This is a genomic window from Wenjunlia tyrosinilytica, from assembly GCF_014646055.1.
Classification (GTDB): domain Bacteria; phylum Actinomycetota; class Actinomycetes; order Streptomycetales; family Streptomycetaceae; genus Wenjunlia; species Wenjunlia tyrosinilytica.
Genome location: NZ_BMMS01000014.1, coordinates 40,021 through 62,664 on the forward strand (window position 1 = coordinate 40,021; position 22,644 = coordinate 62,664).

The 22,644-nt window shown below is 71.0% G+C and carries 18 protein-coding genes and 1 pseudogene; 10 read left to right on the forward strand and 9 right to left on the reverse strand.

Features of this window, described 5'->3' with window-relative positions:
• The first annotated feature begins 196 nt into the window (after window positions 1–196).
• Window positions 197–1,837, forward strand: a complete 1,641-nt coding sequence (locus tag IEY86_RS17095) for a serine/threonine-protein kinase (RefSeq protein WP_189132576.1) — start codon at window positions 197–199, stop codon at window positions 1,835–1,837.
• A 141-nt stretch (window positions 1,838–1,978) separates the two neighbouring features.
• Here the strand turns inward: IEY86_RS17095 and IEY86_RS17100 are convergent, their stop codons facing one another.
• Window positions 1,979–2,410 (reverse strand): TIGR03668 family PPOX class F420-dependent oxidoreductase, encoded by a 432-nt coding sequence (locus IEY86_RS17100; RefSeq protein WP_189132577.1) that lies wholly within the window; start codon window positions 2,408–2,410, stop codon window positions 1,979–1,981.
• 158 nt (window positions 2,411–2,568) lie between these two features.
• Window positions 2,569–2,844: pseudogene (locus IEY86_RS36515) on the reverse strand (LLM class flavin-dependent oxidoreductase); the annotation flags it as partial.
• A 9-nt stretch (window positions 2,845–2,853) separates the two neighbouring features.
• Here IEY86_RS36515 and IEY86_RS17110 point away from each other — a divergent pair.
• A complete protein-coding gene (locus IEY86_RS17110; protein ID WP_189132579.1) occupies window positions 2,854–3,741 on the forward strand; it encodes a nucleotidyltransferase domain-containing protein in 888 nt (295 codons plus the stop codon).
• 72 nt (window positions 3,742–3,813) lie between these two features.
• Here IEY86_RS17110 and IEY86_RS17115 read toward each other — a convergent pair whose 3' ends face one another.
• The gene (locus IEY86_RS17115; protein WP_189132580.1) at window positions 3,814–6,255 is read right to left on the reverse strand and encodes a SpoIIE family protein phosphatase; all 2,442 of its coding nucleotides are present in this window, start codon (window positions 6,253–6,255) and stop codon (window positions 3,814–3,816) included.
• Between the two features lie 386 nt (window positions 6,256–6,641).
• Window positions 6,642–7,304, reverse strand: coding sequence for a snapalysin (gene snpA, locus IEY86_RS17120; RefSeq protein ID WP_189132581.1), 663 nt, complete (start codon window positions 7,302–7,304; stop codon window positions 6,642–6,644).
• A gap of 245 nt (window positions 7,305–7,549) precedes the next feature.
• Here snpA and IEY86_RS17125 point away from each other — a divergent pair, with 245 nt between their 5' ends.
• On the forward strand, window positions 7,550–8,515 hold the full coding sequence (locus IEY86_RS17125) for a LysR family transcriptional regulator (RefSeq protein WP_229698509.1): 966 nt from the start codon (window positions 7,550–7,552) through the stop codon (window positions 8,513–8,515).
• Window positions 8,516–8,563: 48 nt separating this feature from the next.
• On the opposite strand, the gene IEY86_RS17130 is transcribed toward IEY86_RS17125, so the two are convergent.
• Window positions 8,564–9,016 (reverse strand): Lrp/AsnC family transcriptional regulator, encoded by a 453-nt coding sequence (locus IEY86_RS17130; protein WP_229698510.1) that lies wholly within the window; start codon window positions 9,014–9,016, stop codon window positions 8,564–8,566.
• 166 nt (window positions 9,017–9,182) lie between these two features.
• On the opposite strand from IEY86_RS17130, the gene IEY86_RS17135 reads away from it, so the two are divergent.
• The 5 genes from IEY86_RS17135 (at window position 9,183) to IEY86_RS17155 (ending at window position 14,204) form a co-directional block, all read left to right on the forward strand.
• A complete protein-coding gene (locus IEY86_RS17135) occupies window positions 9,183–9,998 on the forward strand; it encodes a tryptophan 2,3-dioxygenase (protein ID WP_189132734.1) in 816 nt (271 codons plus the stop codon).
• Between the two features lie 23 nt (window positions 9,999–10,021).
• Complete coding sequence (gene kynU, locus IEY86_RS17140) at window positions 10,022–11,227, forward strand: kynureninase (protein WP_189132582.1); 1,206 nt, start codon at window positions 10,022–10,024, stop codon at window positions 11,225–11,227.
• A gap of 175 nt (window positions 11,228–11,402) precedes the next feature.
• The gene (locus tag IEY86_RS17145; RefSeq protein WP_189132583.1) at window positions 11,403–12,356 is read left to right on the forward strand and encodes a quinone oxidoreductase family protein; all 954 of its coding nucleotides are present in this window, start codon (window positions 11,403–11,405) and stop codon (window positions 12,354–12,356) included.
• Window positions 12,357–12,485: 129 nt separating this feature from the next.
• Window positions 12,486–13,106, forward strand: a complete 621-nt coding sequence (locus IEY86_RS17150; RefSeq protein WP_189132584.1) for a TetR/AcrR family transcriptional regulator — start codon at window positions 12,486–12,488, stop codon at window positions 13,104–13,106.
• Window positions 13,107–13,220: 114 nt separating this feature from the next.
• A complete protein-coding gene (locus IEY86_RS17155) occupies window positions 13,221–14,204 on the forward strand; it encodes an NADPH:quinone oxidoreductase family protein (protein WP_189132585.1) in 984 nt (327 codons plus the stop codon).
• A 56-nt stretch (window positions 14,205–14,260) separates the two neighbouring features.
• Here the strand turns inward: IEY86_RS17155 and IEY86_RS17160 are convergent, their stop codons facing one another.
• The 4 genes from IEY86_RS17160 to IEY86_RS17175 are packed head-to-tail and all read right to left on the reverse strand — an operon-like array spanning window position 14,261 to window position 18,714.
• Window positions 14,261–15,328 (reverse strand): 3-oxoacyl-ACP synthase III family protein, encoded by a 1,068-nt coding sequence (locus tag IEY86_RS17160; RefSeq protein ID WP_229698511.1) that lies wholly within the window; start codon window positions 15,326–15,328, stop codon window positions 14,261–14,263.
• Window positions 15,286–15,948, reverse strand: a complete 663-nt coding sequence (locus IEY86_RS17165; RefSeq protein ID WP_189132586.1) for an SRPBCC family protein — start codon at window positions 15,946–15,948, stop codon at window positions 15,286–15,288. The genes IEY86_RS17160 and IEY86_RS17165 overlap by 43 nt, the downstream gene beginning before the upstream one ends.
• Window positions 15,920–17,701, reverse strand: a complete 1,782-nt coding sequence (locus tag IEY86_RS17170; RefSeq protein ID WP_189132587.1) for a thiamine pyrophosphate-binding protein — start codon at window positions 17,699–17,701, stop codon at window positions 15,920–15,922. Before IEY86_RS17170 ends, IEY86_RS17165 begins: the two co-directional genes overlap by 29 nt.
• Window positions 17,698–18,714 carry a GlxA family transcriptional regulator gene (locus tag IEY86_RS17175; RefSeq protein ID WP_229698512.1) on the reverse strand — a complete coding sequence of 339 codons (1,017 nt, stop codon included), beginning with the start codon at window positions 18,712–18,714 and terminating at the stop codon, window positions 17,698–17,700. Before IEY86_RS17175 ends, IEY86_RS17170 begins: the two co-directional genes overlap by 4 nt.
• Before the next feature lie 237 nt (window positions 18,715–18,951).
• Here IEY86_RS17175 and IEY86_RS17180 point away from each other — a divergent pair, with 237 nt between their 5' ends.
• Together IEY86_RS17180 and IEY86_RS17185 are read left to right on the forward strand one after the other, a co-directional pair.
• The gene (locus IEY86_RS17180) at window positions 18,952–21,627 is read left to right on the forward strand and encodes an NACHT domain-containing protein (protein ID WP_189132589.1); all 2,676 of its coding nucleotides are present in this window, start codon (window positions 18,952–18,954) and stop codon (window positions 21,625–21,627) included.
• 270 nt (window positions 21,628–21,897) lie between these two features.
• Entirely contained in the window at window positions 21,898–22,617 is a 720-nt protein-coding gene (locus IEY86_RS17185; RefSeq protein WP_189132590.1) for a hypothetical protein, read from the forward strand.
• Window positions 22,618–22,644 lie beyond the last annotated feature (27 nt).

Here is a 22,644-nt window from a genome sequence, read left to right on the forward strand (position 1 = left end):
GACGGTATCAGTCGATCCAGCGCTTGGGAACGACTGTTTTTCTCTTGCTGATGGAATCTGTGCAACGGATTCCGTAGGTGGGACGGCCGTTGCCGAAGATCGTCCGAGACCACGGAGGCCGGGCGTGCGCCTCCCCCGGCCTCCCCGCCCCCGGCAGGTGACGGGTGTCCACCGCACAGCCTCTACTCTGATCCCCATGAACGCAGGGGGGCCTGGCAGACGGGTGATCGACGGCCGCTTCGAGTTGCTCGGGCGGCTCGGCAGCGGCGGCATGGGAACGGTGTGGCGCGCCCGCGACACCATGCTGGACCGGGAGGTGGCGCTGAAGGAGGTACGCCCTCCGGACCCGGCGATGCTCGCCGCAGACCCGACGGCCGCGCGCACCCTCCGAGAGCGCGTCCTGCGCGAGGCCCGGGCGCTCGCCCGGCTCGGCCACCCCAATGTGGTGACCATCCACCACATCGTGGACGCGCCGGATGTGCCCCACCCGTGGATCGTCATGGAGCTGGTGGTCGGCACCTCGCTGCACGAACGCCTGGCCCAGGGCCCTCTGTGGCCCAACGAGGCCGCCAGGATCGGCCGTGACGTCCTGTCCGCGCTGCGGGCCGCGCACGAGGCGGGCATCCACCACCGCGACGTGAAGCCGGCGAACGTCCTGCTGAGGGCGAATGGCTCAGCGGTGCTCACGGATTTCGGCATCGCCGGGCTTCGGGAGTCGACCAGCCTGACGGCGACCGGTGAGCTGATCGGCTCGCCCGAGTACATCGCCCCCGAACGCATCCGCGGCGACGAGGGCAATCCCGCCTCCGACCTGTGGTCCCTGGGGATGATGCTCTACGTGGCCGTGGAGGGGCGCCATCCGCTGAGGAGGGCGACGAGTCTCGCCACTCTCGCCGCCGTGCTGGACGAGCCCCTTCCCCCGCCGATGCGCTCGGGCCCGCTGACGCCCGTCCTGTCCGCGACTTTGGTGCGGGACCCCGCGGCGCGGCCGGACGCCGCGACGTTGGACCGTATGCTCGTGAACGCCGAGCGGGGTCCGCAGGACGCGATGCCCCGCCCCGAGCCGGTGGAACTCGACGGTCAATGGCCGCCGCCTCCCCGGACGGGCCCACGGGCCACACACGACGTACGGGACGCACGAGCGGGCGGCGCCCGTACGGCTGTGATCGCCTCCGTCGTCGGTGTGGCGGTCGTGTCGGGGATCGTGACCGCGGTGCTGGCCTTCGCGCCCTTCGGGCACGGGACCGACAAGGATGCCGCCGGTCCCGCCCCCGGCACCCACCGGTCGGCCACGAGCAAGCCCGGCCCCAAGGCGTCCAAGAAGGAGACCGGGGAATCGCGGTCGCCCACGAGCCCCGCCCCACCCGCTGACACCACCCCCTCCACCGTCTCCGGGAGCCTGCTGTCCCCGGCTCACATTCGGTCGGTGGTCAAGAGCCTGAGTCCGCTCATGGGCGGCACGCGGGTCACCGACTTCACCGTCTATCCGCAGTACGCGATCGCCTCCGCGCCCACCAAGGCCGACAAGAACCTGTACGACAGATTCGAGTACCGCGACTCCGCGGCCTCCCGCAGCGGCCCCGGGGGCACCCTCGTCTTCGGCAAGGAGACGGTGGACCTGGACTCGGTGGACTGGGACGTGCTCCCCGCCCTGCTGCGCAAGGCCGACAAGGAACTGGGCGTGCCCCACCCGACCAGCCGCTACATCATCGTGGACCCCGGCCACCTCGGCGAGGCACCGGCGCTGCGCGTCTACGTCTCGGACGAGTACGGCGGCGGCTACCTGGCCGCGAGCCTCAAGGGCGAGGTGCGCCGGATGTACCCCCGGGGCGGCTGAGGCTCCCCGGGCGCGAAGCCCAGCCCCCCAGCCCCAAGACCCAGCCCAAGCCCTCAGCCCAAGTCCCCACCTCCCCAGCCCGAGCCTCCACCTCCCCAGGCCGAGCCCCAAGCCCTCAAGCCCCGGGCCCGGCGGGTGCGCTCATGACGCCGTCCAGCCGCTCCAGCGCCGGACCGAGACCTCCACCACCGGCCCCTCGGGGGGCCGGTCGGCGTACTGGGCCGGGTACTTCGCCGCCAGTAGGGCCGCATGGCGCGCCGACACCGGGGATTCGTCCCCGGGCGGCAGCACCCTCGCCTCGCCGTCGGCCCGCGCCCACCACAGGCGGTCCCAGTCCTCCTCGTAGTGGTCCGCCAGAAGGCAGACGGACGGGTTGGCGGCGATATTGGCGAGCCGTCTCAACCGCCTTGTCCGCTTGGGTTTGTGGTCCACCGCCAGGACGAGCGTGTCCCCGTCCAGGGCGAAGACCACCGGTACCAGGTGCGGGTGGGCGGACGGGTCGGCGGTCGCCAGCCGGGCGATGCGCGCGGCCGCGAACCACTCCCGGGCCCGCGTACTCGTCACGGTCGGCATCTCGGCTCTGGGTCCTTTTCGGCGGGAGCCTGCGGCGGTCGGGAGGGTCCGCGGGCCCGGCTCAGCGGAACGGGGCGGCGACCTCGGCCAGTCGGTCCAGGTACTTCACCGTCTCCTGCTCTCCCATCGTCGGAAGGTAGAGCAGGACCCGTTCGAGTTATCGGATCCCGCTGGGGCACCAGGGCGATACCGGTCCCGAGCAGGACCCGTTCGGTCGTGGCGGCGATGGCGCTCAGCGCCACGAAGGGGCCGAGGGTGCGGTAGTACATCCGCGGCAGCTCACCGCCGCCGGGGCAGGGCGTGCGGCGGTCCACCGGGACATGGGCGTGCTCGGCGACGAACAGCGAGTCGAACGAGCGCTCCTCCAGCGCTCTCCCGAGGGGCACGGGCCTGATGCCCTCGTCGGTGGTGAGCGTCGAGATTCCGAATTTCACAGCGGCTCCATGAGCGGAGTGGACGCGGGAATCGTGCGGTGTCGGCTGCTGCCTACCCGCACTCGGTCCTCTCCTGCCCCTGACCCGCCCTCACAGCAACCCGGCCGCTGCGGAAATTCACTCGCCTTCCACGGCCGCCACCGGGGAGCCTGGTGCCCGCATGGGATCTGGCGCACACATTCGGGGGATCCAGTGAACGTCCTGCTGTCCGGAATCGTCGGCTCGACCGCCTACGGACTCGCCCACGAGGGCTCCGACATCGACCGTCTCGGCGTCTTCGCCGCGCCCACGCACGCATTCCACGGTCTGCACCGGCCTCCGGAGTCCCATGTCACCACGGTGCCCGACAGCACCCTGCACGAGGCCGCCAAGTGGTGCCGGCTCGCTCTCGGCGGCAATCCGACGGTGATGGAGCTGGTCTGGCTGCCCGAGGACCTCTACGAGATGCGGACCGCCTTCGGCGACGAGCTCATAGGCTTGCGCCGCTCACTGCTCGGGCGCGGGAGGGTGAGGAACGCCTACTTCGGCTACGCGACCCAGCAGTTCCGCAAGCTCCAGTCCCGGCGCAGCGGCGCGTCCTCACCCGAGGTGAGGGGCCGTATGGAGAAGCACGCCCGGCATCTGATCCGCCTGCTCGAGCAGGGGCAGGAACTGCACAGCACCGGTGAGCTGACCATCCGGCTGCCCGACCCGGAACGGGTGCGGGACCTCGGTGCCTGGATCGCGGACCGGCCGGAACGGGCGGAGGACTTCCTGAGCCGAGCTGAGCACCTGTTCGACCAGCCGGGTGTGCTGCCCGAGCAGCCGGACGAGCGGCCGGCGCAGGACTGGCTCCTGCGGGTCCGGGCCGCGTACTACACCCCGGAGCCCGTCGGTGAGGCGGTGCGTTCGGCCTGACGCCCGGCCCCTGGCCGGCGCGATCCCCCCGGCCGGACGCCGCGGGCGGTTCGAGACCGTGACCGGCGAGCCCTACGGAGGAAAGGGCTGCTCCGCCCAGATCGTCTTGCCCTCCCCGGTGTAGCGGGTGCCCCAACGGCCCGCGCACTGGGCCACGATGAACAGGCCGCGCCCGCCCTCGTCGGTGCTGCGGGCGTGCCGCAGGTGGGGTGAGGTGTTGCTGCCGTCGGAGACCTCGCAGATCAGTGCCCGGTCGCGGATGAGGCGCAGTTGGATCGGTCCGCTGCCGTAGCGGATGGAGTTGGTGACGAGTTCGCTGACGATGAGCTCGGTGGTGAACGACATGTCGTCCAGCCCCCACTCGTGCAGCTGCCGATTGGCCAGCCGACGGCTGTGGGCCACGGCGGCGGGGTCGGAGGGCAGCTCCCAGGAGGCCACGTCGTCGCTGCTGAGAGCCCGGGTGCGGGCAACGAGGAAGGCGACGTCGTCGCGCGGGCGGTCCGGCAGCAGTGTGCGGACCATGGTGTCGCAGATCTCCTCCAGCGGGCGGTCGGGGTGCGCCAGGGCGAAGCACAGCCGCTCGAAGCCGACGTCGACGTCCTGGTCGCGCGCCTCGATCAGCCCGTCCGTGTAGAACGCGATGACGGTGTCCTCCTCGAGGTCGATCTCGGCACTCTCGAAGGGCAGACCGCCGAGCCCGAGCGGCGGACCCGCGGGGATGTCGGGGAACTCCACCGGGGTGCGCAGATGGGCTATCGCCGGGCTGGGATGGCCCGCGCGGGCGATCGTCGCCTTGCGGGTGATGGGGTCGTACACGGCGTAGACGCAGGTCGCGCCGATCACCCCGGCGCCGTCCGCGGTCCCGCCCCAGGCGTCGTCCGCCTCCTCGGCGAGCCGGATGACCAGGTCGTCGAGGTGGGTCAGCAGTTCGTCCGGAGGCAGGTCGAGGTCGGCGAGCGTATGGACGGCGGTGCGCAGCCGGCCCATGGTGGCGGCGGCGTGGATGCCATGGCCCACCACGTCCCCGACGACCAGCGCCACCCGGGCCCCGGACAGCGGGATGACGTCGAACCAGTCACCGCCGACGCCCGCTTGGACATCCGCCGGCAGATAGCGCGAGGCGGCGTGGACGGCGTTCTGCTTGGGCAGGTCGTGGGGGAGGAGGCTCCGCTGGAGGGTGAGCGCGGCGCTGTGTTCGCGGGCGAAGCGCCGGGCGTTGTCGATGCAGACGGCGGCGCGGGCGACCAGTTCCTCCACGAGCAGGAGGTCGTCCTCGTCGAAGGGCTCCGGGTTCTTCCAGCGGGCGAGAGTCGCCATGCCCATGGTGACGCCGCGGGCCTGAAGGGGTGCCACGATCGCCGAGTGGATGCCGAACCCGCGCATCTTCTCCGCCCGCGCGGGGTCCTCCTCGAGCCATGGCGCGGACAGGTCCACGGCGGCGTCCAGGATCAGCCTGCCGCTCGTCAGGCAGATCGCGGGCGGTGATCCCGGTGGGTAGTTGGTGCGCTCACCGGTCCGGACGACGGCCTCGGGCACATCCTCCGCGATGGACCGGTGCGCCGACCGCCGCAGCACCTGCGACTCGTGCACGGGCCCCGGGAGGATCTCCTGCGCGTTCACCACCGCGTCCAGCAGGTCGACCGAGACGAAGTCGGCGACCCGGGGCACCAGCACATCGGCCAGTTCCCCGGAGGTCCGACCGAGGTCCAGGGTGCTGCCGATACGACCGCTCGCCTCGTTCACCAGCGCCAGCCGCTGCCTGGCCCGGTGGTGGCTGGTGACGTCGAGGACCGTGTGGCACACCCCGAGGACGCGCCCCGAGGGGTCCTGGAGGCGGAACGAGGAGCTGGAGCGGACACGGTCGCGGTGGGCCCCGGGATCGGTGTGCGTGAGACCGATCTGCTCGAAGGCGACGAGCGGCTCGCCCGTCTCCAGCACCCGCTGGGCCTCCTGCTCGATCGCGGCCCCGTCGTGGCCCGGCACGGTGTCGCCGAGCCTGCGCCCGAGCAGGGCGTTCGCCGAAGTGCCCTCGAGCCGTTCCAGAGCGGGATTGACCAGCAGGTACCTCATCCGGGAATCGACGACCGCCATACCGATCGGCGACTGGGTGAACAGGCCCCGGAACACCGCCTGATCGCGTTCCCACTCACGCACTTTCCGGATCTCGCTGACGGCGACCAGCCAACTGGAGCCCTCGGAGCTCTCCCACAGCGGGCTCGCCTGGACCGCGACATCCACGGTGTGCCCGTCGCGATGGGCCACGAGCGCCCTGGCGGACCAGCCGTCCTCGACGCGCTGCCGGTCCGACAGGGCGGAGTCCGCATCTTTGCCGGGCGGCAGGAGCGCCGTGACGGACCGCCCCAGTACCTCGTCCGCGCTGTGGCCGAGAAGCTCCTGGGCGGCGCGGCTCCACCGCTCGATCACACCGCCCTCGTCGACCACCACCACGGCCGCGTGCGGCACCGCGAACGGACCGCTGGTGTTTCGGCCTGTCGCCGCCCTGGGTGTGCTCATCGTGTCCGTCCCATCGAGATCGGCGCGCCCCCGCGCAACCCTCTCTTTGTATATTCCCCCCGATGCGATCTGCGGGGCTACAGGTGAAGCCGCCCCGCTCGGTTCTTCCCGCGAGGCGTGGGGCAGCAGGGGGCGCGAGGAGCGCGCCGGCCACCGGCCCCGGTCGCCGTGGGTGACGGATGCCGCGCTCATGGTCACGGCGTCGGCAGATGGAGCCGCCGTTGAAGGTGCTGAAGGTGTTGAAGTGTTCAAGGCGAGCGGACACGGCGGCGGCCGCCGGTACGGCTCCGCGATGGGACCGTACCGGCGGCCGGCGAAGTGCCCGGTGGGCCCGTCGCACTCGGGCGCACTGGATGTGCTCGGTGTACGTGGAGTGCCCGCTGTGCCTAGTGGTACGCCGACTTGCTGAACGCCGCCAGGCCGTTGGCCCACAGGCGGTTGACACGGCTGGACTCCGTCGCGTTCGGATACGGGTTGGTGCAGGACGGCCCGGGGCCGCCACCCGACATCAACTCGCTGCACGGGCCGGAGTAGTGGTCCGGAAGGCCGAGCACGTGGCCCGTCTCGTGAGCGGTGACGCGAGTGGAGTCGTACTGCTGGTTCTGCCGGTAGTCCAGGAAGATGTAGCCGCTTCCGTGGCCGTCGGTGCTCGCGTACGAGCCGCGGGAGTCGTTCCCCTCGTAGTACCGGAAATCCGCGATGGACGAGTTGCCCGCCGCCAACTTGACGTTGGACACCGAGCCATTCCAGATCCGGGCGCTCCTGGCTATCTGCGCCGAGAAAGTGGGCGCCCGCCCGGCGTCGTAGTACACGGTGACCGCCGCGGTGGCGCTGGGGTGCGCGGCCTGCCGTGCCTTGACGGACTTCATCACGGCTTCGAAGAACGCCTTGTTGCCCGCCTTCTCGGCTGCCGAGCCGATGTACCGCGAGGCGGTGACGCCGCCGTCCGGCGCCTGCTGGGCCACGGCGGCCGAGGCGGGCAGAGCGGTCAACGCCGCGGTGAGCCCGGCGCCCAGAGCGGCCGAGAGCAACATCCTGGAGCGAATCATGCGGCCTCCTTCTCCCCAGGGGAAAGCCACTTGATGACATGTGAGGCAGTGGCATTCCCTGGACGAAACTGCTGGTGCCGCAGAGTCTGCGAGATTTTCGCGCCGGGCGGACGATGTCAACTGGCGATAACACCGTCCAATCGGTCGGCGAATTGCCCGCTTCGATTGAGTGATGGTGTTCACGCGGTGTTCGCGTGCTTTTATGCGTCTGGTGGAAAAGCGGAACCCGCCGTTATGCTCCCGCCGTGGACCTCGAGGTGAGGCACCTTCGTGTGCTCTGCACGATCGCCGACGCAGGCAGCGTGCGGAAGGCCGCGGCGCAATTGGGGATGACCCAGCCGTCTCTGACGACTCAGCTTCGGCGAATCGAGAACGCCATCGGCGGGCTGCTGTTCACCCGTGGTCAGGCCGGGTGCCAGCCGACGCCGTTGGGGCGATCGGTGCTCTCGCGGGCGCGCTCGATCGTGGCCGACATGAGCACCCTGGTGACCGAGGCGAAGGAAGCCGCGGTCAGCACGGGAGGCGCGCGGCTGAGGGTCGGCAGTATCGGCAGCCGGGCGGTGCCCGGGTGGCTGCGCAGGCTTCACGCCCGGCTCCCGGAAACGGATACGACGATCCATGTCGATGTGTCGGTGTCCATGCTCCTCCACATGGTGGCGATGAATCAGCTGGACGTCGCCTTCGTGTACGAGGTCGAGGGCTTTCCGCTGCGGCTTCCTCCCGGGGTGCGACAGCGTGTCCTGGTCGAGAGGGAGCCCCAGTTCATCGCCATGTCGGCCACCCACGTGGCCGCCGAGCGGCCGCTGGTGAGGCTGTGCGACCTGGCCGGCGACAAATGGATGGTCGACCCGACCGCCGACGACGAGTGCGCCGCGGTGCGCCGGGCGTTCACGGCCGTGGGGCGCACCCCCCGTCTGGTGCACGTACGGGACAACACGACGGCAGCGGAGCTGGTGGCCTCCGCGGAGGCGGTGTGCCCCTGCCAGCCGACGTCCCGGCCTCGCGCCGGCACGGTCATCCGGCCGCTCGAGGACGACCCCCTGACCGTGCGCCTCTCCGTCGTGTCGGGGCCCCGGATCGCCGAGGCGGGCGAGACCGACGCCGTCTACGCCGATCTCCAGGACGCGTACTTGGAACTGGCCTGGGCGAACCCCGCCTACCGGGAATGGCTCATGCGCAACGACAGCGGACTGCTCCTCGCGGGCGGCTGAGGCGCTGCCGCAGGCGGACGTCACGCGGCGGACGTTACTGGGGGGACGTCAGTCGGCGTGCGGCAGCGGGCGCCAGGCGATCGGGGTCGACAGCACCATCGCCGACGAGGTCTCGCCGTAGTAGGCCAGCCTCTCCAGCACCCGCTCCAGTTCCATGACCGACGAGGTCACGACCTTGGCCATCGAGCAGATGTCGCCGGTCAGGCGCGAGACCTCGACCACTTCGGGCAGGTCCTCCAGCAGTTCGGGGTGCACGGTGATGCACTTGGCCCCGTAGCACTTCATCCTCACCTGGGCCACGACGGGCAGGCCGGCCGCCACGGGATCGATCCTGGCCTGGTAGCCGGTGATCACGCCCGCGTCCTCCAGGCGGCGGACCCGCTGGGCCACCGTGGGCGCGGACAGGTGCACCCTGCGGGCGAGCTCGTTGTAGGACAGCCGGGCGTCGCTCTGCAGCGCGTCCAGCAGGGCCCAGTCGACGGCGTCCAGAATGATTCTCACGATCGTAAAGGTAGCCCACGATCCTGATTGCGTTCGTAAAAGATCACGCCGTCTGTTTTCTGCACCGGCCCTTCGGATTCGCGGTTCCGCTTTGCACAATGGCGCCTGCGCTCGATGTTGGAGGTGATCGCAGGTGACGGCCGACCCGTACCTCAGCTGCCCCGTCATGGCCGATGCGGCCGAACCCAGGCTCGACTTCGGCGGCACCACGCCGTACGAGGACTATGTCCACGCCTCCGTGCTGCACTCGCTTCAAAAGACCGTGACCAAGGACCCACGGGAGATGTCCTTCCTGGTCATCACCCAGGTGATGGAGCTGTACTTCACCCTGCTCGTCTTCGAATGGCGGCACACACAGGAGCGGCTCCGCGACGACGACGTGCCCGGCGCCCTGGACGCCCTGCGGCGCAGTGCGGCCCATCTCCAGGCGCTGCGGGCGGCATGGCTGCCGCTGGCCCGGATGACCCCGCGTGAGTTCAACTCCTTCCGCGACGCGCTGGGGGAGGGGTCGGGCTTCCAGTCGGGGGCCTTCCGGCACATGGAGTTCCTGCTCGGGGAGAAGTCCGCCTCGCTGCTCGTTCCGCACCGCTCGGTGCCCGCGCTGCACGCCGAGCTCGAGGAGGCGCTGTCCGCGCCGAGTGTGTACGACGACGTGCTGGCCCTGCTCGCACGCCGGGGACACCCCGTTCCGGCGGAGCTGCTGTCGCGCGACCTCACCCAGCCGTACCGGCCCAGCGCCGAGGTGGAGCAGGTGTGGGCCGCCATCTACTGCGGCGAGCCCGGTGAGCTCAGCGACCTCGGTGAGGCGCTGACGGATGTGGCCGAGCAGTTCACGCGCTGGCGCCACGACCATCTGATCGCCACCCGGCGGGCGATGGGCGCCAAGACCGGCACCGGCGGCTCGGCCGGTGTGTCCTGGTTGGAGAAGCGTGCCCGCCGCGATGTGTTCCCCGAGCTGTGGACCGCCCGCTCCTACGTGTGACCCCTACATGTGAAAGGCACCCCATGGCCATCGCCCCGAGCGCGAACGACCTGATCACACGGGCCGCGAAGCTGGACGCCGAGGACCCGCTGGCGCATCTGCGGGCCGAGTTCGACCTCGACCCGGACGTGGTCTACCTCGACGGCAACTCCCTGGGCGCCCCCCCGCGCCGGGTCGCCGCGAGGATGGACGACGTCGTCCGGCGCCAGTGGGGCGGGCGTCTGATCAGGTCCTGGTCGGAGGGGTGGTGGACAGCCCCTGAGCGGGTCGGCGAGAAAATCGCCCCTCTGGTCGGTGCCGCCCCCGGCCAGGTGGTGGTCGCCGACTCCACCAGCGCCAACATCTTCAAGGCACTCGTCGCCGCCGTCCGCCTCGCCCCCGAGGGACGGCGGGAGATCGTCGTGGACGCGGCCACCTTCCCGACCGACGGATACATCGCCCACTCCGTCGCCGAGATCACGGGCGTGCGGCTGCGCACCGCGACGGTCGACCGTCTCGAGGCCGTGCTCGGCGAGCGGACCGCCGTGGTGCTGCTGAACCACGTCGACTACCGGACCGGCCGGCTGCACGACATGGCCGCGATCACCGCACGCGTCCACGCCGCCGGGGCGCGGATGGCCTGGGACCTGTGCCACAGCGTGGGCGTCCTGCCGATCGGGCTGGACGCACTCGGGGTCGACTTCGCCGTGGGCTGCACCTACAAGTTCCTCAACGGGGGACCGGGAGCCCCCGCGTTCCTCTATGTGCCCTCGGCGCTCCAGGACGGGTTCGACCAGCCCCTGTCCGGCTGGGGCGGCCACCGTGACCCCTTCGCCATGGACCCCGAGTACCAGCCCGCGTCCGGCATCACCCGGGCCCGGTGCGGCACCCCCGACATCCTGTCCCTGCTCGCCCTGGAGGCCGCCCTGGAGGTCTGGGACGGCGTGGATCTGGCCCAGGTGCGGGCCAAGGGCCTTTCCCTGACCGGATTCTTCACCGAATGCGTCGACACCGTGCTGCCGCCCGGGACCGCCGAGGTCCTCACCCCTCGGGGGACCGACCGGGGCCACCAGGTCAGCCTGCGCCACCCCCGTGCCCGGGAGGCGATGGCCGAGCTGATCGACCGCCAGGTCATCGGGGACTTCCGGGCACCCGATGTGCTGCGCTTCGGCTTCGCTCCCCTCTACGTCGGCCACACCGACGCCGCGCACGCCGCTCTCGCCCTGGCCGACGTCCTCGCCAAGGAGTGACTTCGCCCCGATCGGCGCCCCGGAGGGCGGGCGACGCGGCGGCCCGGCCTGGGAGTTGTCCGCCGTCGAGATGGACATCACATACCGACTAGTCGGTCGCGCCCTTCCCTCGGACCCTCGGCGGCGCATAGCGTCGGCGGAGGACGACAATGCCACCGCGAGAGTGGGAGAAGCAGTGCGCGCGATTTTGATCACGGAGTTCGGCGGGCCCGAGGTACTGCGTCTGGTGGACCTGCCGGACCCGGAGCCCGGGCCGGGCGAAATGCTCGTCGAGGTGTCGGCCGCCGGGGTCAACTACGCGGACACCCATCTGGTGGAGAACTCCTACCTCTCCGCCGCGACCCTTCCGATGATTCCCGGTGCCGAGGTGGTGGGCCGCACTCCCGACGGCCGCCGCGTCGTCGCCCTCGTGGACAACGGCGGCTACGCCGAGAAGACCGCCGTCCGGGAGGAGCAGGCCCACGAGATCCCCGAGGGCGTCAGTGACGGCCAGGCGCTCGCCCTGGTGGTGCAAGGGGTGACGGCGTGGCACCTGCTGCGTACCTCGGCCCGGCTCGTCGAGGGCGAGTCCGTGGTGGTGCACGCGGCCGCGGGCGGCACCGGTTCGCTCGCCGTCCAGCTCGCCAAGTCGCTGGGAGCGGGCAGGGTGATCGCCACCGCCTCCTCCAAGGAGAAGCGGGACCTCGCGCTGGAACTCGGCGCCGATGTCGCCGTGGAGGCCGATGCCGAGGGGATGAAGGAGCGGCTGGTCGAGGCCAACGGCGGCCGCAAGGTCGACGTCGTGCTGGAGATGACCGGCGGCCCCGTCTTCGACGCCTCGCTGGCCGCGCTCGCCCCGTTCGGCCGGCTGGTGACGTACGGCATGGCCTCGAGGGTCCCCCCGCAGCCCGTGGAGGCGGCGAAGCTGATGGGCCGCTCGCAGGCCGTCGTCGGCTTCTGGCTGATGCACTGCCTGAGCCGCCCCGGGATGTACCGCGAGCCCTTGGCGGAGCTGCTGGCGATGACGGCGGACGGTCGCCTGAAACCGCAGGTCGGCGGCGTTCACCCGCTCTCCGGGGCCGCAAGCGCGCACGAGGATCTGCGGGCCCGCCGCACCTTCGGAAAGCTGTTGCTGGATCCGTCGCGCTGACCGGGCGGTGAGCGAGGGGTGATCAGGCTGCGAGGCGGGCTGGGCGGGCGCGGTCGGTACCCTGACCGGGCACGCGAGACGGTCCCGCCTTCCGGTGGGGCGGTCCACCGGGGGAAGGAGCACCCAGTCATGCCACGTGCGACCGCCCGTCGCCCGGCAGCCGCCGCGGATCCGCAGGGTGTGGTGCCGCGGCGGCTGCTGACGGTGGCCACCCGGCTGTTCGCCCGCAAGGGCTACGACCGCACCACCGTGCAGGAGATCGTGGACGCGGCGGAGGTGACCAAGGGCGCGATGTACCACTACTTCGCGTCCAAGGACGACCTGCTGCACGAGATCTACGCCCGTGTCCTGCGGATGCAGATGGAACGTCTGGAGTCCTTCGCCGACCAGGACGCTCCGGTGGAGGAGCGGCTTCGGGCCGCGTCGGCCGACGTCGTGGTGACCAGTATCGCCAACCTCGACGACAGCAGGATCTTCTTCCAGTCGATGCACCAGCTGAGCCCGGCCAAGCAGAAGGCGGTACGGGCCGAGCGGCGCCGCTACCACGAGCGGTTCCGCCTTCTGGTGGAGGAGGGCCAGCGTTCCGGGGTGTTCCGTGACGACACCCCGGCGGAGCTGGTGGTGGACTTCTTCTTCGGATCGGTGCACCACCTCGCCACCTGGTACCGCCGCGGTGGTCCGCTGGGCCCGCAGCAGGTGGCCGACAGCTTCGCCGACCTGCTGCTGACGTCCCTGCGGCACCAGAAGTGAGCTGAACCGCTCCGCTCCGGTCCGCCCCGACCCGGACCGGAGGCCCCAACGATCAACGACACATACCGACCATACCGACCAGCCGGTACGGCCAGTGCGGCGAGGAGGACTCGAGTGAAGGCATGGCAGGTGCGACAGACGGGCGAGCCCGGCGATGTGATGGGACTCGCGGAGGTGCCGGAGCCGCAGGCGGGGCCCGGCCAGATGCTGGTACGCGTGCGGGCGGCCACGGTGAACTTCCCCGACGCGCTGCTGTGCCGGGGCCAGTACCAGTTCAAGCCGGAGCTGCCGTTCACCCCCGGAGTGGAACTGTGCGGTGAGGTCGTCGCGCTCGGTGAGGCGGTCACCGGTGCGGCTGTCGGCGACCGGGTGATCGGCTCCCCGGAGCTGCCGGGCGGTGCCTTCGCCGAGCTGGCCCTCATGGACGCCGATCGCGTCCACCCCGCGCCGAGGGAGCTGGACGACGCCGAGTCGGCCGCCCTGTGGATCGGCTACCAGACCGGCTGGTTCGGTCTCCACCGCCGCGCTGCCCTGCGGGCGGGGGAGACCCTGCTGGTGCACGCCGCCGCGGGCGGCGTGGGCAGTGCCGCCGTCCAACTGGGCAAGGCGGCCGGGGCACGCGTGATCGCGGTGGTCGGCGGTCCGGAGAAGGCGGACGTGGCCCGGTCCCTGGGCGCGGACGTCGTCGTGGACCGGCGCGCCGACGACTTCGTCCCGGTGGTCAAGGAGTTCACCGAGGGCCGGGGCGCCGACGTCGTCTACGACCCGGTCGGCGGCGACACCTATGCCCGCTCGGCCAAGTGCGTCGCGTTCGAGGGCCGGATCCTCGTGGTCGGCTTCGCGGGCGGCGCGATACCCAGCCCGGCCCTCAACCACGCGCTGGTGAAGAACTACTCCATCGTGGGCCTGCACTGGGGTCTGTACCAGGCACACGACCCGGCGGCGGTGCGGCAGGCGCACGAGGAGCTGACCGGACTCGCCGCGAAGGGGGTCGTGAAGCCGCTGGTGAGCGAGCGGGTGCCGCTCGTCGGGGCGGCGGACGCGGTGCAGCGGGTCGCCGACGGGCTGACCGCGGGCCGTATCGCCGTGATGCCGTGACGCCGGTCCGACCGGACCGCCGTGGACCGCCGTGGAACGCCGCCGGCGGTGGTCCGCTAGTCGGCGCCGCGGGCTCCGCCGTGCCAGCGGATCGCCGCGGCGCCCGCGAAGTCCCCGGCGTGGGCGAATCCCCCCAGGACCACCAGGTCGCCGTCTCCGACCTGGCCGGTGCGGACGGCATGGTCCAAGGTGATGGGGATCGCCGCGCCGAAGAGGTTGCCGCATCTGTCGAAGGTGTGGAGATGGCGCTCGGGCGCCAGGCGCAGTGCCTCCCGCCAGTTCCGCAGAAACGTGCGGTTGGGCTGGTTGGTGATGAACGCGTCGATCTCCGAGGTGGCCACCCCGAGCCGGTCGCACAGGTCCATGACCACCTCCGGGACGAGGCGGTTGCCGCGCGCCAGCACCTTGGCCACGGAGGCCTCGGTGAAGCCGATCCGCAGTTGGGACTCGCCCGGTTCCCAGTATTTCCGCCCGTCGTCGAGCAGTGTGGTCATGTCGCCGGCGTACTCACCGATGTGCCGTGTCTCCACGTCCAGCACCGGGGAGTCGGCCGACGTGGTCACATAGCCCACGCCGCAGCCGTCTCCCGGAATCGCGGCCTGGGCGAGCCTGCGCACCTCGGACTGGGTGAACACCTGGCCCGCGGCGCTCTGCGCGTTGCAGATCAGCGCCGTCCGCGCGTCCGTGGTGGTGAGGATCTGCCGGGCCAGCTTCAGCATGTGGACGAATGACGCACAGCCGGCGTTGGCCACGTCGATCAGCCACTCCGGCTTCAGTCCCAGACGGCGGGCGACCTCCGTACCGACGCCGAAGAACGGGGAGTCCGGCAGCTGGCTGTGCACCAGCAGGACGTCCACCCGGCGGATCTCGTCCCTTCCGTGCCGTTCGATCAGCGGCCGCACCGCACGCTCGATCATGTCCGTGTTGGTCTCGTCGGCGGCCACGTGGTGGCGCAGCGGCGGCACCTTGAACATCGGATGGTCACGGAGCTTTTCCTCCGCCCCCGGGAACTTGGTGTAGAACTCCGCGGGCACGGGCTCCCCGGGCAGATACCCGGCGACATCGGTGAGGCTGACCGCGGTCACCGCGCCGTCCCCCTCGTCACCGCCGCCGGGGGCACGCACACCGGCAGTCCCTTGCGGTGGCGGTGCTCCAGGATCGCCTTGAGGTTGGCCATCTCCACGGTGTGCCCGGCGTAGAACAGGTCCCAGTAGTCGCCCACCCAGGGCCGGTCGGCGCGCGGCGCCAGATCGGGCCGCGGGTTGCTGTCGTAGTAGGGGTGCCGGCAGTTGGTCCAGGTGATCACCGAGCCCGGCCTGTCGAGCACGAGCGACGCGGGGACGACCCTCATCAGGTAGATCATCCACAGCGTCTCGCCCTGGTCCCAGGAACAGTGGTAGTCGACGGTCATGGCCTCGGCGCCGGCGACCACCTTGCAGTAGATCCTCGTGTCGTTCTCCAGCCGGTCGTAGCCGACCCACAGACCCGGGGTGCCGCTCGGAGCGAACCCCCGCAGGCTGCACGTCCACTCCTCCAGGTGGTGGCCCTGGCGCAGATACTCGAAGGCCTGCTCCGGCGGGCAGTCGACATGCTCCTGGATGGTGCAGTACTGCCCGTAGACCTGGTGGTGCGGGTAGACCGCGTGGGTCAGATCCATGCAGTGGGCGGCCAGTTCCTCCTTACCGGTGTTCTCGATCCGTATCAGGCCGGGGATGTCAGCCAACGTGGACGGGTCCGCGCTCATGGGCACTCTCCTCACTTTCGCTTCCGGTCTGCGCCTGGCCCGCGGAGGCCAGGAAGGGCAGGAAGGGCGGCATCTCGTAGGGGTCGCACTCCAGCGCGACGAACGCCGGACCGCGCCGGGCGTTGCCACGCAGCAGCGCGCGGCGCAGTTGCGCCGCGGTCTCGGCACGGGTGGTGTCGAGTGCGGGGAAGGTGGCGGCCACTCCGGCGGCGATGTCGGCCGGGGCGAACAGGTCGTCGTCGCGGACGCCGCCCTGGAAGAGCCGCTCCCGCGTGGCGCACATGGCGTGCGCGTTGTTGTTGAAGATCACAAAGGTGACGGGTGCCGCGTACTCCACCGCCGTGTGCACCTCCATCCCGTGCATGAAGAACGCACCGTCCCCGGCGAGGACGTAGGTGCGGCGGCCGGTGGCGAGCGCGGCGCCGATCCCGGCCCCGAACGTGTAGCCCATGCCGCCCATGCCGACCGCCACCACGAAGCGGCCGTGCCGTGGCGCGGGCAGCAGATGGACCGCGCCGGCCCCGGTGTTGCCCGCGTCCACGAAGACATGGGCGTCCTGGGGGAGCGCCGCCTCGACGGCGGCGAAGGCGTCCGCGAAGGAGAGGGTGCGGCGCCGCGTACGGCCGCCGGTCCAGGGCATGGCCGGTCCCCGTCGAGCCGTCGGCGCGGACATGGGGACGGGTCCGGGATGCGGGGGGCAGGGGCGCGGACGCGAAGGCAGGCTGCCCATCAGCGTGCGCAGCGTGGCCCGGACGTCCCCGCCCAGCGAGATGCCCGGCACGAACGGCGGCTCGGGGTCGACGCACACGACCGGGGTCGCGGCGAGGGTCCGGTCCAGCCCGCCGCGCGCCATCGACGGCAGCCGGGTGCCGACGAGGAGGCACACATCGGCTCGCCGCAGGCAGTCCTCGACGTTGGCGTGCCCCATCACCCCGGCCACGCCCACGAATCGGGGGTCGCGGTTGTCGAAGACGTCCTTGGCGTCCGGGGTGACCGCCACCCAGGCGCCGAGCCTGCCGGCCAACTCGGCAACCTCCTCCCGGGCGTGCGCCGAGGCCACCCCCTCGCCCGCGACGACCAGGACACTGCGCGCGTCGCGCAGCGTGCTCGCGGCGGCCTCCCGGGCACTGTCGTCCGAACGTGTACCGCGACGCACCGGGACCTGTGTCGGCTCGCCACCAGGGGCGGGGACTCGCACGAGGGCCTGCTGTACGTCCTTGGGCAGCAGGAGCACCGCGGGGCCCTTCGGATCGGTCCGCGCCGCGGCGATCGCCCGAGGCAGCAGTTCCACGAGCGACTGCGCGTCCTCGGCCCTGGCGCAGAAGCGCGAAACCGGTCCGAACACCTCCCCGGCGTCGAACGAGCCCGCCTTGCCACTGGAGTCCTGGAACGCTCCCCGTCCCTCCTGGCCGGTCGGCGGCTGACCCACCACCGCCAGCACCGGCACCCGGGAGGCATGCGCTTCGGCAAGCCCCGGCACCAGGTTCATCGCGCCGCCGCCCGACGTGGCCACGACGACGCCGAGCCTTCCTGTGGACCTGGCGTAGCCGTCGGCCATGGTGACCGCCGAGAACTCGTGCTTGGCCACGACGGCCCGCATGGCGCCGTGGCGGTGGACGGCGTCGTACAGATCCTCGATGTTGGCGCCGCCGACCCCGAACAGATGGGTGACACCGGCCCTGGCCAGCTCGGCGGCCAGATGGTCGACAAGGCGTGGTCGTCGTTCCCCTGTTCCGTGTACCTCTCCTGTCATGCCGAACTCCTGTCCGCCTGGTCGGGGTGAACGATGAGGCCGGAGGGCGAGAGCACCTGGAAGCGGTTCCGGTACTCGGTGGGGGTCAGCCCCAGGGCGCGGCCGAACGAGCGGAAGAACGTCTCGGGGGCGGCGAAGCCGCAGCGGCGCGCTATCTGGCTCGCCGTCAGCTCGGTCGTCTCCAGCAGCTCACGGGCGCGGGCGATGCGCATCCGCTCGACATACCGGCCCGGTGGCGTGCCCACCTCGCGCCGGAACACCCGGGCGAAGTTGCGCGTGCTCATATTGGCGCGCTCCGCGATCTCGTCGACGTGGAGGGGCCGCTCGAGATTGTCCAGGATCCATGTCTGCGCCGCCCGGATCGGCGCCCGGTCGGCCAGTTGCGCGTCGAGCACGGCGCTGAACTGCGACTGTCCCCCGTGCCGTTTGAGGAACAGCACGAGATACCGCGCCATCTCCAGCGCCAGCGCCGCCCCGTGGTCGGCCTCGACCAGCGCGAGCGCCATGTCGATGCCCGTCGAGACCCCCGCGGAGGTCAGGAAGGGGCCGTCCCACACAAAGATCGGCTCCGGGTCCACGGTCACGTCCGGGTAGCGGCGCGCCAGTTCCTCGCAGTACGCCCAGTGGGTGGTGGCCCGTCGCCCGTCGAGCAGTCCGGCCTCGGCCAGCAGGAAGGATCCACCGCACACGGACGCGATCCGACGCGACCGAGGAGCCGCCCCGCCGATCCAGGACACCAGTGACCGGTTCGCGAGGGCGTCCTTGACGTTCCATCCGCCGGGGACCAGAAGGGTGTCGATGGGACCGCGCCCCGTTTCCAGCGGCGCGGCTTCCATCACCACCCCCGAACAGGTCCGCACCAGGGGCGCGTCCGCGGAGACGAACTCCATCCGGTAGCGGGAGTCCGTCTCCGGGATCAGGCGGTTCACCGTGTCGAACACCTCGACGGGCCCGGTGATGTCCAGCGCCTGAGCACCGGGGTAGACCACGACCACAACTCTTCGCTCCAGCACGGTCACAGCCTGTATCCGGTGTGCGGATGGCGGCAATGACAGCTTGGTGACGAATTCGGCCAACAGCGGCCGTCCGCCCCTCAAGCAGCCCCGCTGACCAGGCATTTGGCGGCGATCAGCCGCTCCGGGTGAGCTAGGTCATAAAGGGGTGGCCGCACGTCCCGGCGGAAGCGCCGCGGCGCCTCAGTCATCTGATCTTCCTGCGTACGGCGCATGCCTCGCCCTACCCTTTGACGTATGGATGCCGCAGCCATCGGTGCTCGTCTCGCGTCGAGCGCCGTCGCTCCGCTGATCAAGAAGTTGTTCGTTCAGGAGGGACCGGGAGCGGGGCTGGTCACCAAACCCGTCCGGCTGGCGGGGCTGGTCTCCTTCAAGGGGGAGAAACGCACGATCGGCGAGCGGGATCTGCACCGGATCACCGGCGAACTGGTGCAACGGGCGTTACGGTCCGCCGACCCCCACGACCGCCCGGTCGCCTCCGACGAGGAGGAGGCCGTCGCCATCGCGCTGGCGAGGACGCTCCACTCCCTGGGCGACCTCGACATGGACGACGTCCAGGCCGTGCAGTTGGGCCACCGGGCGCTCGCCCAGCGCCTGCGGAGCATCGATCCCCACACGACGTTCCATCTGTCCGACGACGCCGCGCGCCTGCACGACGCGCTCGTCGAGATCGCCTGTCTGCACATCCTGCACTTCTTCACCCAGCGCTCGACCTTCGTCGCCAGCACCCTCGTCCGGCAGAGCAGCCAACTCACCGAGGCCGTCACCAAGGTGGACCTCCTGCTCGAACGCAATCCCTCGCCGTTCAGCGAGGACACCCTCTTCGAGGCCCGCTACGCCGACCACATCATCGACAAGCACGGCACCCTGACCATCTACGGCATCGACCTCACCAACACCCCCGACCAGTGGCCGCTCGACACCGCCTACCTCAGCCTGGAGGCGGGGGTCAGCGAGCACGGCCGCCACACACCGATCCGCGCCGAGCACGCCCTCGCCGGCCGTGACCGCGTCCTGCTGCGGGGAGTGGCGGGTTCGGGCAAGACCACCCTCGTCCAGTGGCTGGCCGTCACCACCGCCCGGCAGGATCCGGCCGTGCTGCGGGCCGGCGGTGAACCCCTGGCGCCGCTGCTGGGCCGGGTCCCGTTCGTTCTGCCGCTGCGGACGCTGACCAGGCTCTGGCACGACCTGCCCACCCCGGGCCGCTTCCTCGCCGCCATCCGCAGCCCGTTGGCCGACGCCCAGCCACGGGGCTGGACCGACCGCGTCCTGTCCGCCGGGCGCGGCCTCCTGCTCGTCGACGGCATCGACGAGGTCCCCGAGAAGGTGCGCGGGCAGACGAGGAACTGGCTGCGGGATCTGCTCGGCGCCTACCCGGGCAACCTGTGGCTGATCACCTCCCGCCCGTCGGCCGTCCGCGACAAGTGGCTGGCCCCGGAGGGCTTCTCCGAGCTGTCGCTGGCCCCGATGAGCCGCGGTGACGTCACCCACTTCATCCGGCGCTGGCACACCGCCGCACGCAGCGACGACGCGACCGAACGCGAACTCCTCGACACCTACGAGCAGTCGCTGATCACCGCCATCCGCACCAAGCAGGACCTCGCCCGGCTCGCGACCAACCCCCTGATGTGCGGGCTCATCTGCGCCCTGCACCGCGACCGCCGGGGCTATCTCCCGCACGCGCGCAAGGAGTTGTACGACGCCGCCCTGTCGATGCTGCTGTCCCGGCGCGACATCGAGCGCCATATGTCGGCCACGGACGGTATCGAGCTCAATGAGGAACCGCAGACCCGCCTGCTGCAGAAGCTGGCGTACAAGTTCCTGCTGAACGGCAAGTCGGAGCTGGAGCGCAGCCACGCCGAACGCATCATCGCCCTCGCGCTGCCGTCCGTTCCCGCTGCCGTGAACCAGGGCAACGCCGAGGAGATCTTCCGCCATCTGCTCCTGCGCAGCGGAGTGCTGCGCGAACCCGTCCCCGGGATCATCGACTTCGTCCACCGCACCTTCCAGGACTACCTGGGCGCCAAGGCCGCCGTGGAGGAGGGCGACCTGGGGGTCCTGGTGCTCAGGGCCGCGGACAGCCAGTGGGAGGACGCCATCCGCATGGCCATCGCCCACGCCCGCCCCAAGGAACGCGCCGACCTCCTCGGCGAGTTGATCGCCCGCGGCGACACGGCGAGCACACCCCGTCGGCGCACCCAGCTCCATCTGCTCGCCATGGCCTCCCTGGAGCACGCCACGGAGCTCAACCCGACGATCCGCGCCGAGGTGGAGCGTCGTGCCACGGCCCTCATCCCCCCGAAGACCCTCACCGAAGCCGCGGAAGTGGCTCAGGTGGGGCCCGTCGTCCTGGAGCTCCTGCCGGGGCCGGAGGGCCTGTCCCCGGAGGCGGCCCTGCTCACGGTGCAGACGGCGGTGCTCATCGGCGGTGACGCGGCAATCCCGGTCCTGGCACGGTTCGTCGAGCACCCCGACGCGGAGGTGCGCACCCGGCTCGCGACGGCGTGGTACCGCTTCGACACCGAGCAGTACGCCGAGGAAGTGCTGGCCCGGCTCGACGGGGACGACGTCTATGTCGAGGTCGCCGGGGAGAAGGAACTCCAGGCCCTGCGGGCTTTCGGCGGCAGGGCCCGCCTCCGGGTCGGCCGCGATCTCGGCACCGCCGAACTCGTCGCCGGGGTCGTCCCGGACCGGCTCACGCACCTGTGGTTGCGCGCCGACCACGCGGTGACCTGGTACTGGCTGGCGGCCTTCCCCCGGCTGCACACGCTGACCCTCGACCTGTCGGCGGGAACCGTCGACCTCTCCTCACTCGCCGCCCATCCGGCGCTGCGCACGGTCCGGGTGGACAAGGACCAGAGACTGACCGGCCGGGCATCCCTGATGGGGCACCTGGACCTGGTGACGACGTGACCGGGCTTATTTGACGGACAATCACGTCATATCTCCGCTCGAGTACGCTCCTGCGGGCAGAAGGCTGACCAGCGACAACCTGCCCGGGATCGGGGCGCGATCAGGGAACCGACGCGTGGACTGGGCGATGTCGACGCCCGTCCTTCGGACGGTGGGCACCCATTGGTGCGTTCATCAGGTCACGGGAGTGGCGTCGGGCGCCGGACGTGCCTCTTCTTCTAGTGTCCGCTATGCGGGAAATGCCCGCCTGGATGTGAGAGAGGTCCCTTCATGGCGAAGTCCCTTCACCGCAGCGTCGTCGTCGCGGCGGCCGCACTGGCGACCGCGGTCGTCCCCATGGCCACCACCGCTTACGCGGCTCCGGCCTCGGTGATGTCGTCGTACACCAACGGTGACGACCACGGCGAGCACAAGTGCGACGAGGCCAAGAAGCACGAGGACGGCGAGCACAAGGACGACGCGAACAAGTCCAAGCACGAGGACGCCAAACACGAGGACGCCAAGCACGAGGACGCCAAGCACGAGGACGCCAAGCACGAGGACGCCAAGCACGAGGACGCCAAGCACGAGGACGGCGGGCACAAGAGCGGCGAGCACGAGGACGGCGGGCACAAGAGCGGCGAGCACAAGGACGGCGAGCACAAGGACGGCGACAAGTCCAAGCACGAGGACGGCGAGCACAAGAACGGCGAGCACCAGAGCGGCGACAAGTCCGAGCACGAGCGCACAGCTCATGACGACTCCAAGAGCGGCGACGTCAAGGACCACGAGAAGTCCGCTCAGGAAGCCCACGAGCACGGCACGTGGAAGGCCGGCGACGAGGATTGCTCGTGCGACGACCAGGCGGAGGAGTCGGAGCACGCGGACGAGGCCGAGCACTCCGATGAGGCCGAGCACTCCGACGAAGGCCGCGGCGCTCGTCACGCCGACTCCTTCGCCAAGAACCCCTTCCTCGGCGGCAACATCCTGGGCCTGCTCGGACTCTTCTGAGTAGGCATCCGTCATACGACGTGGCAG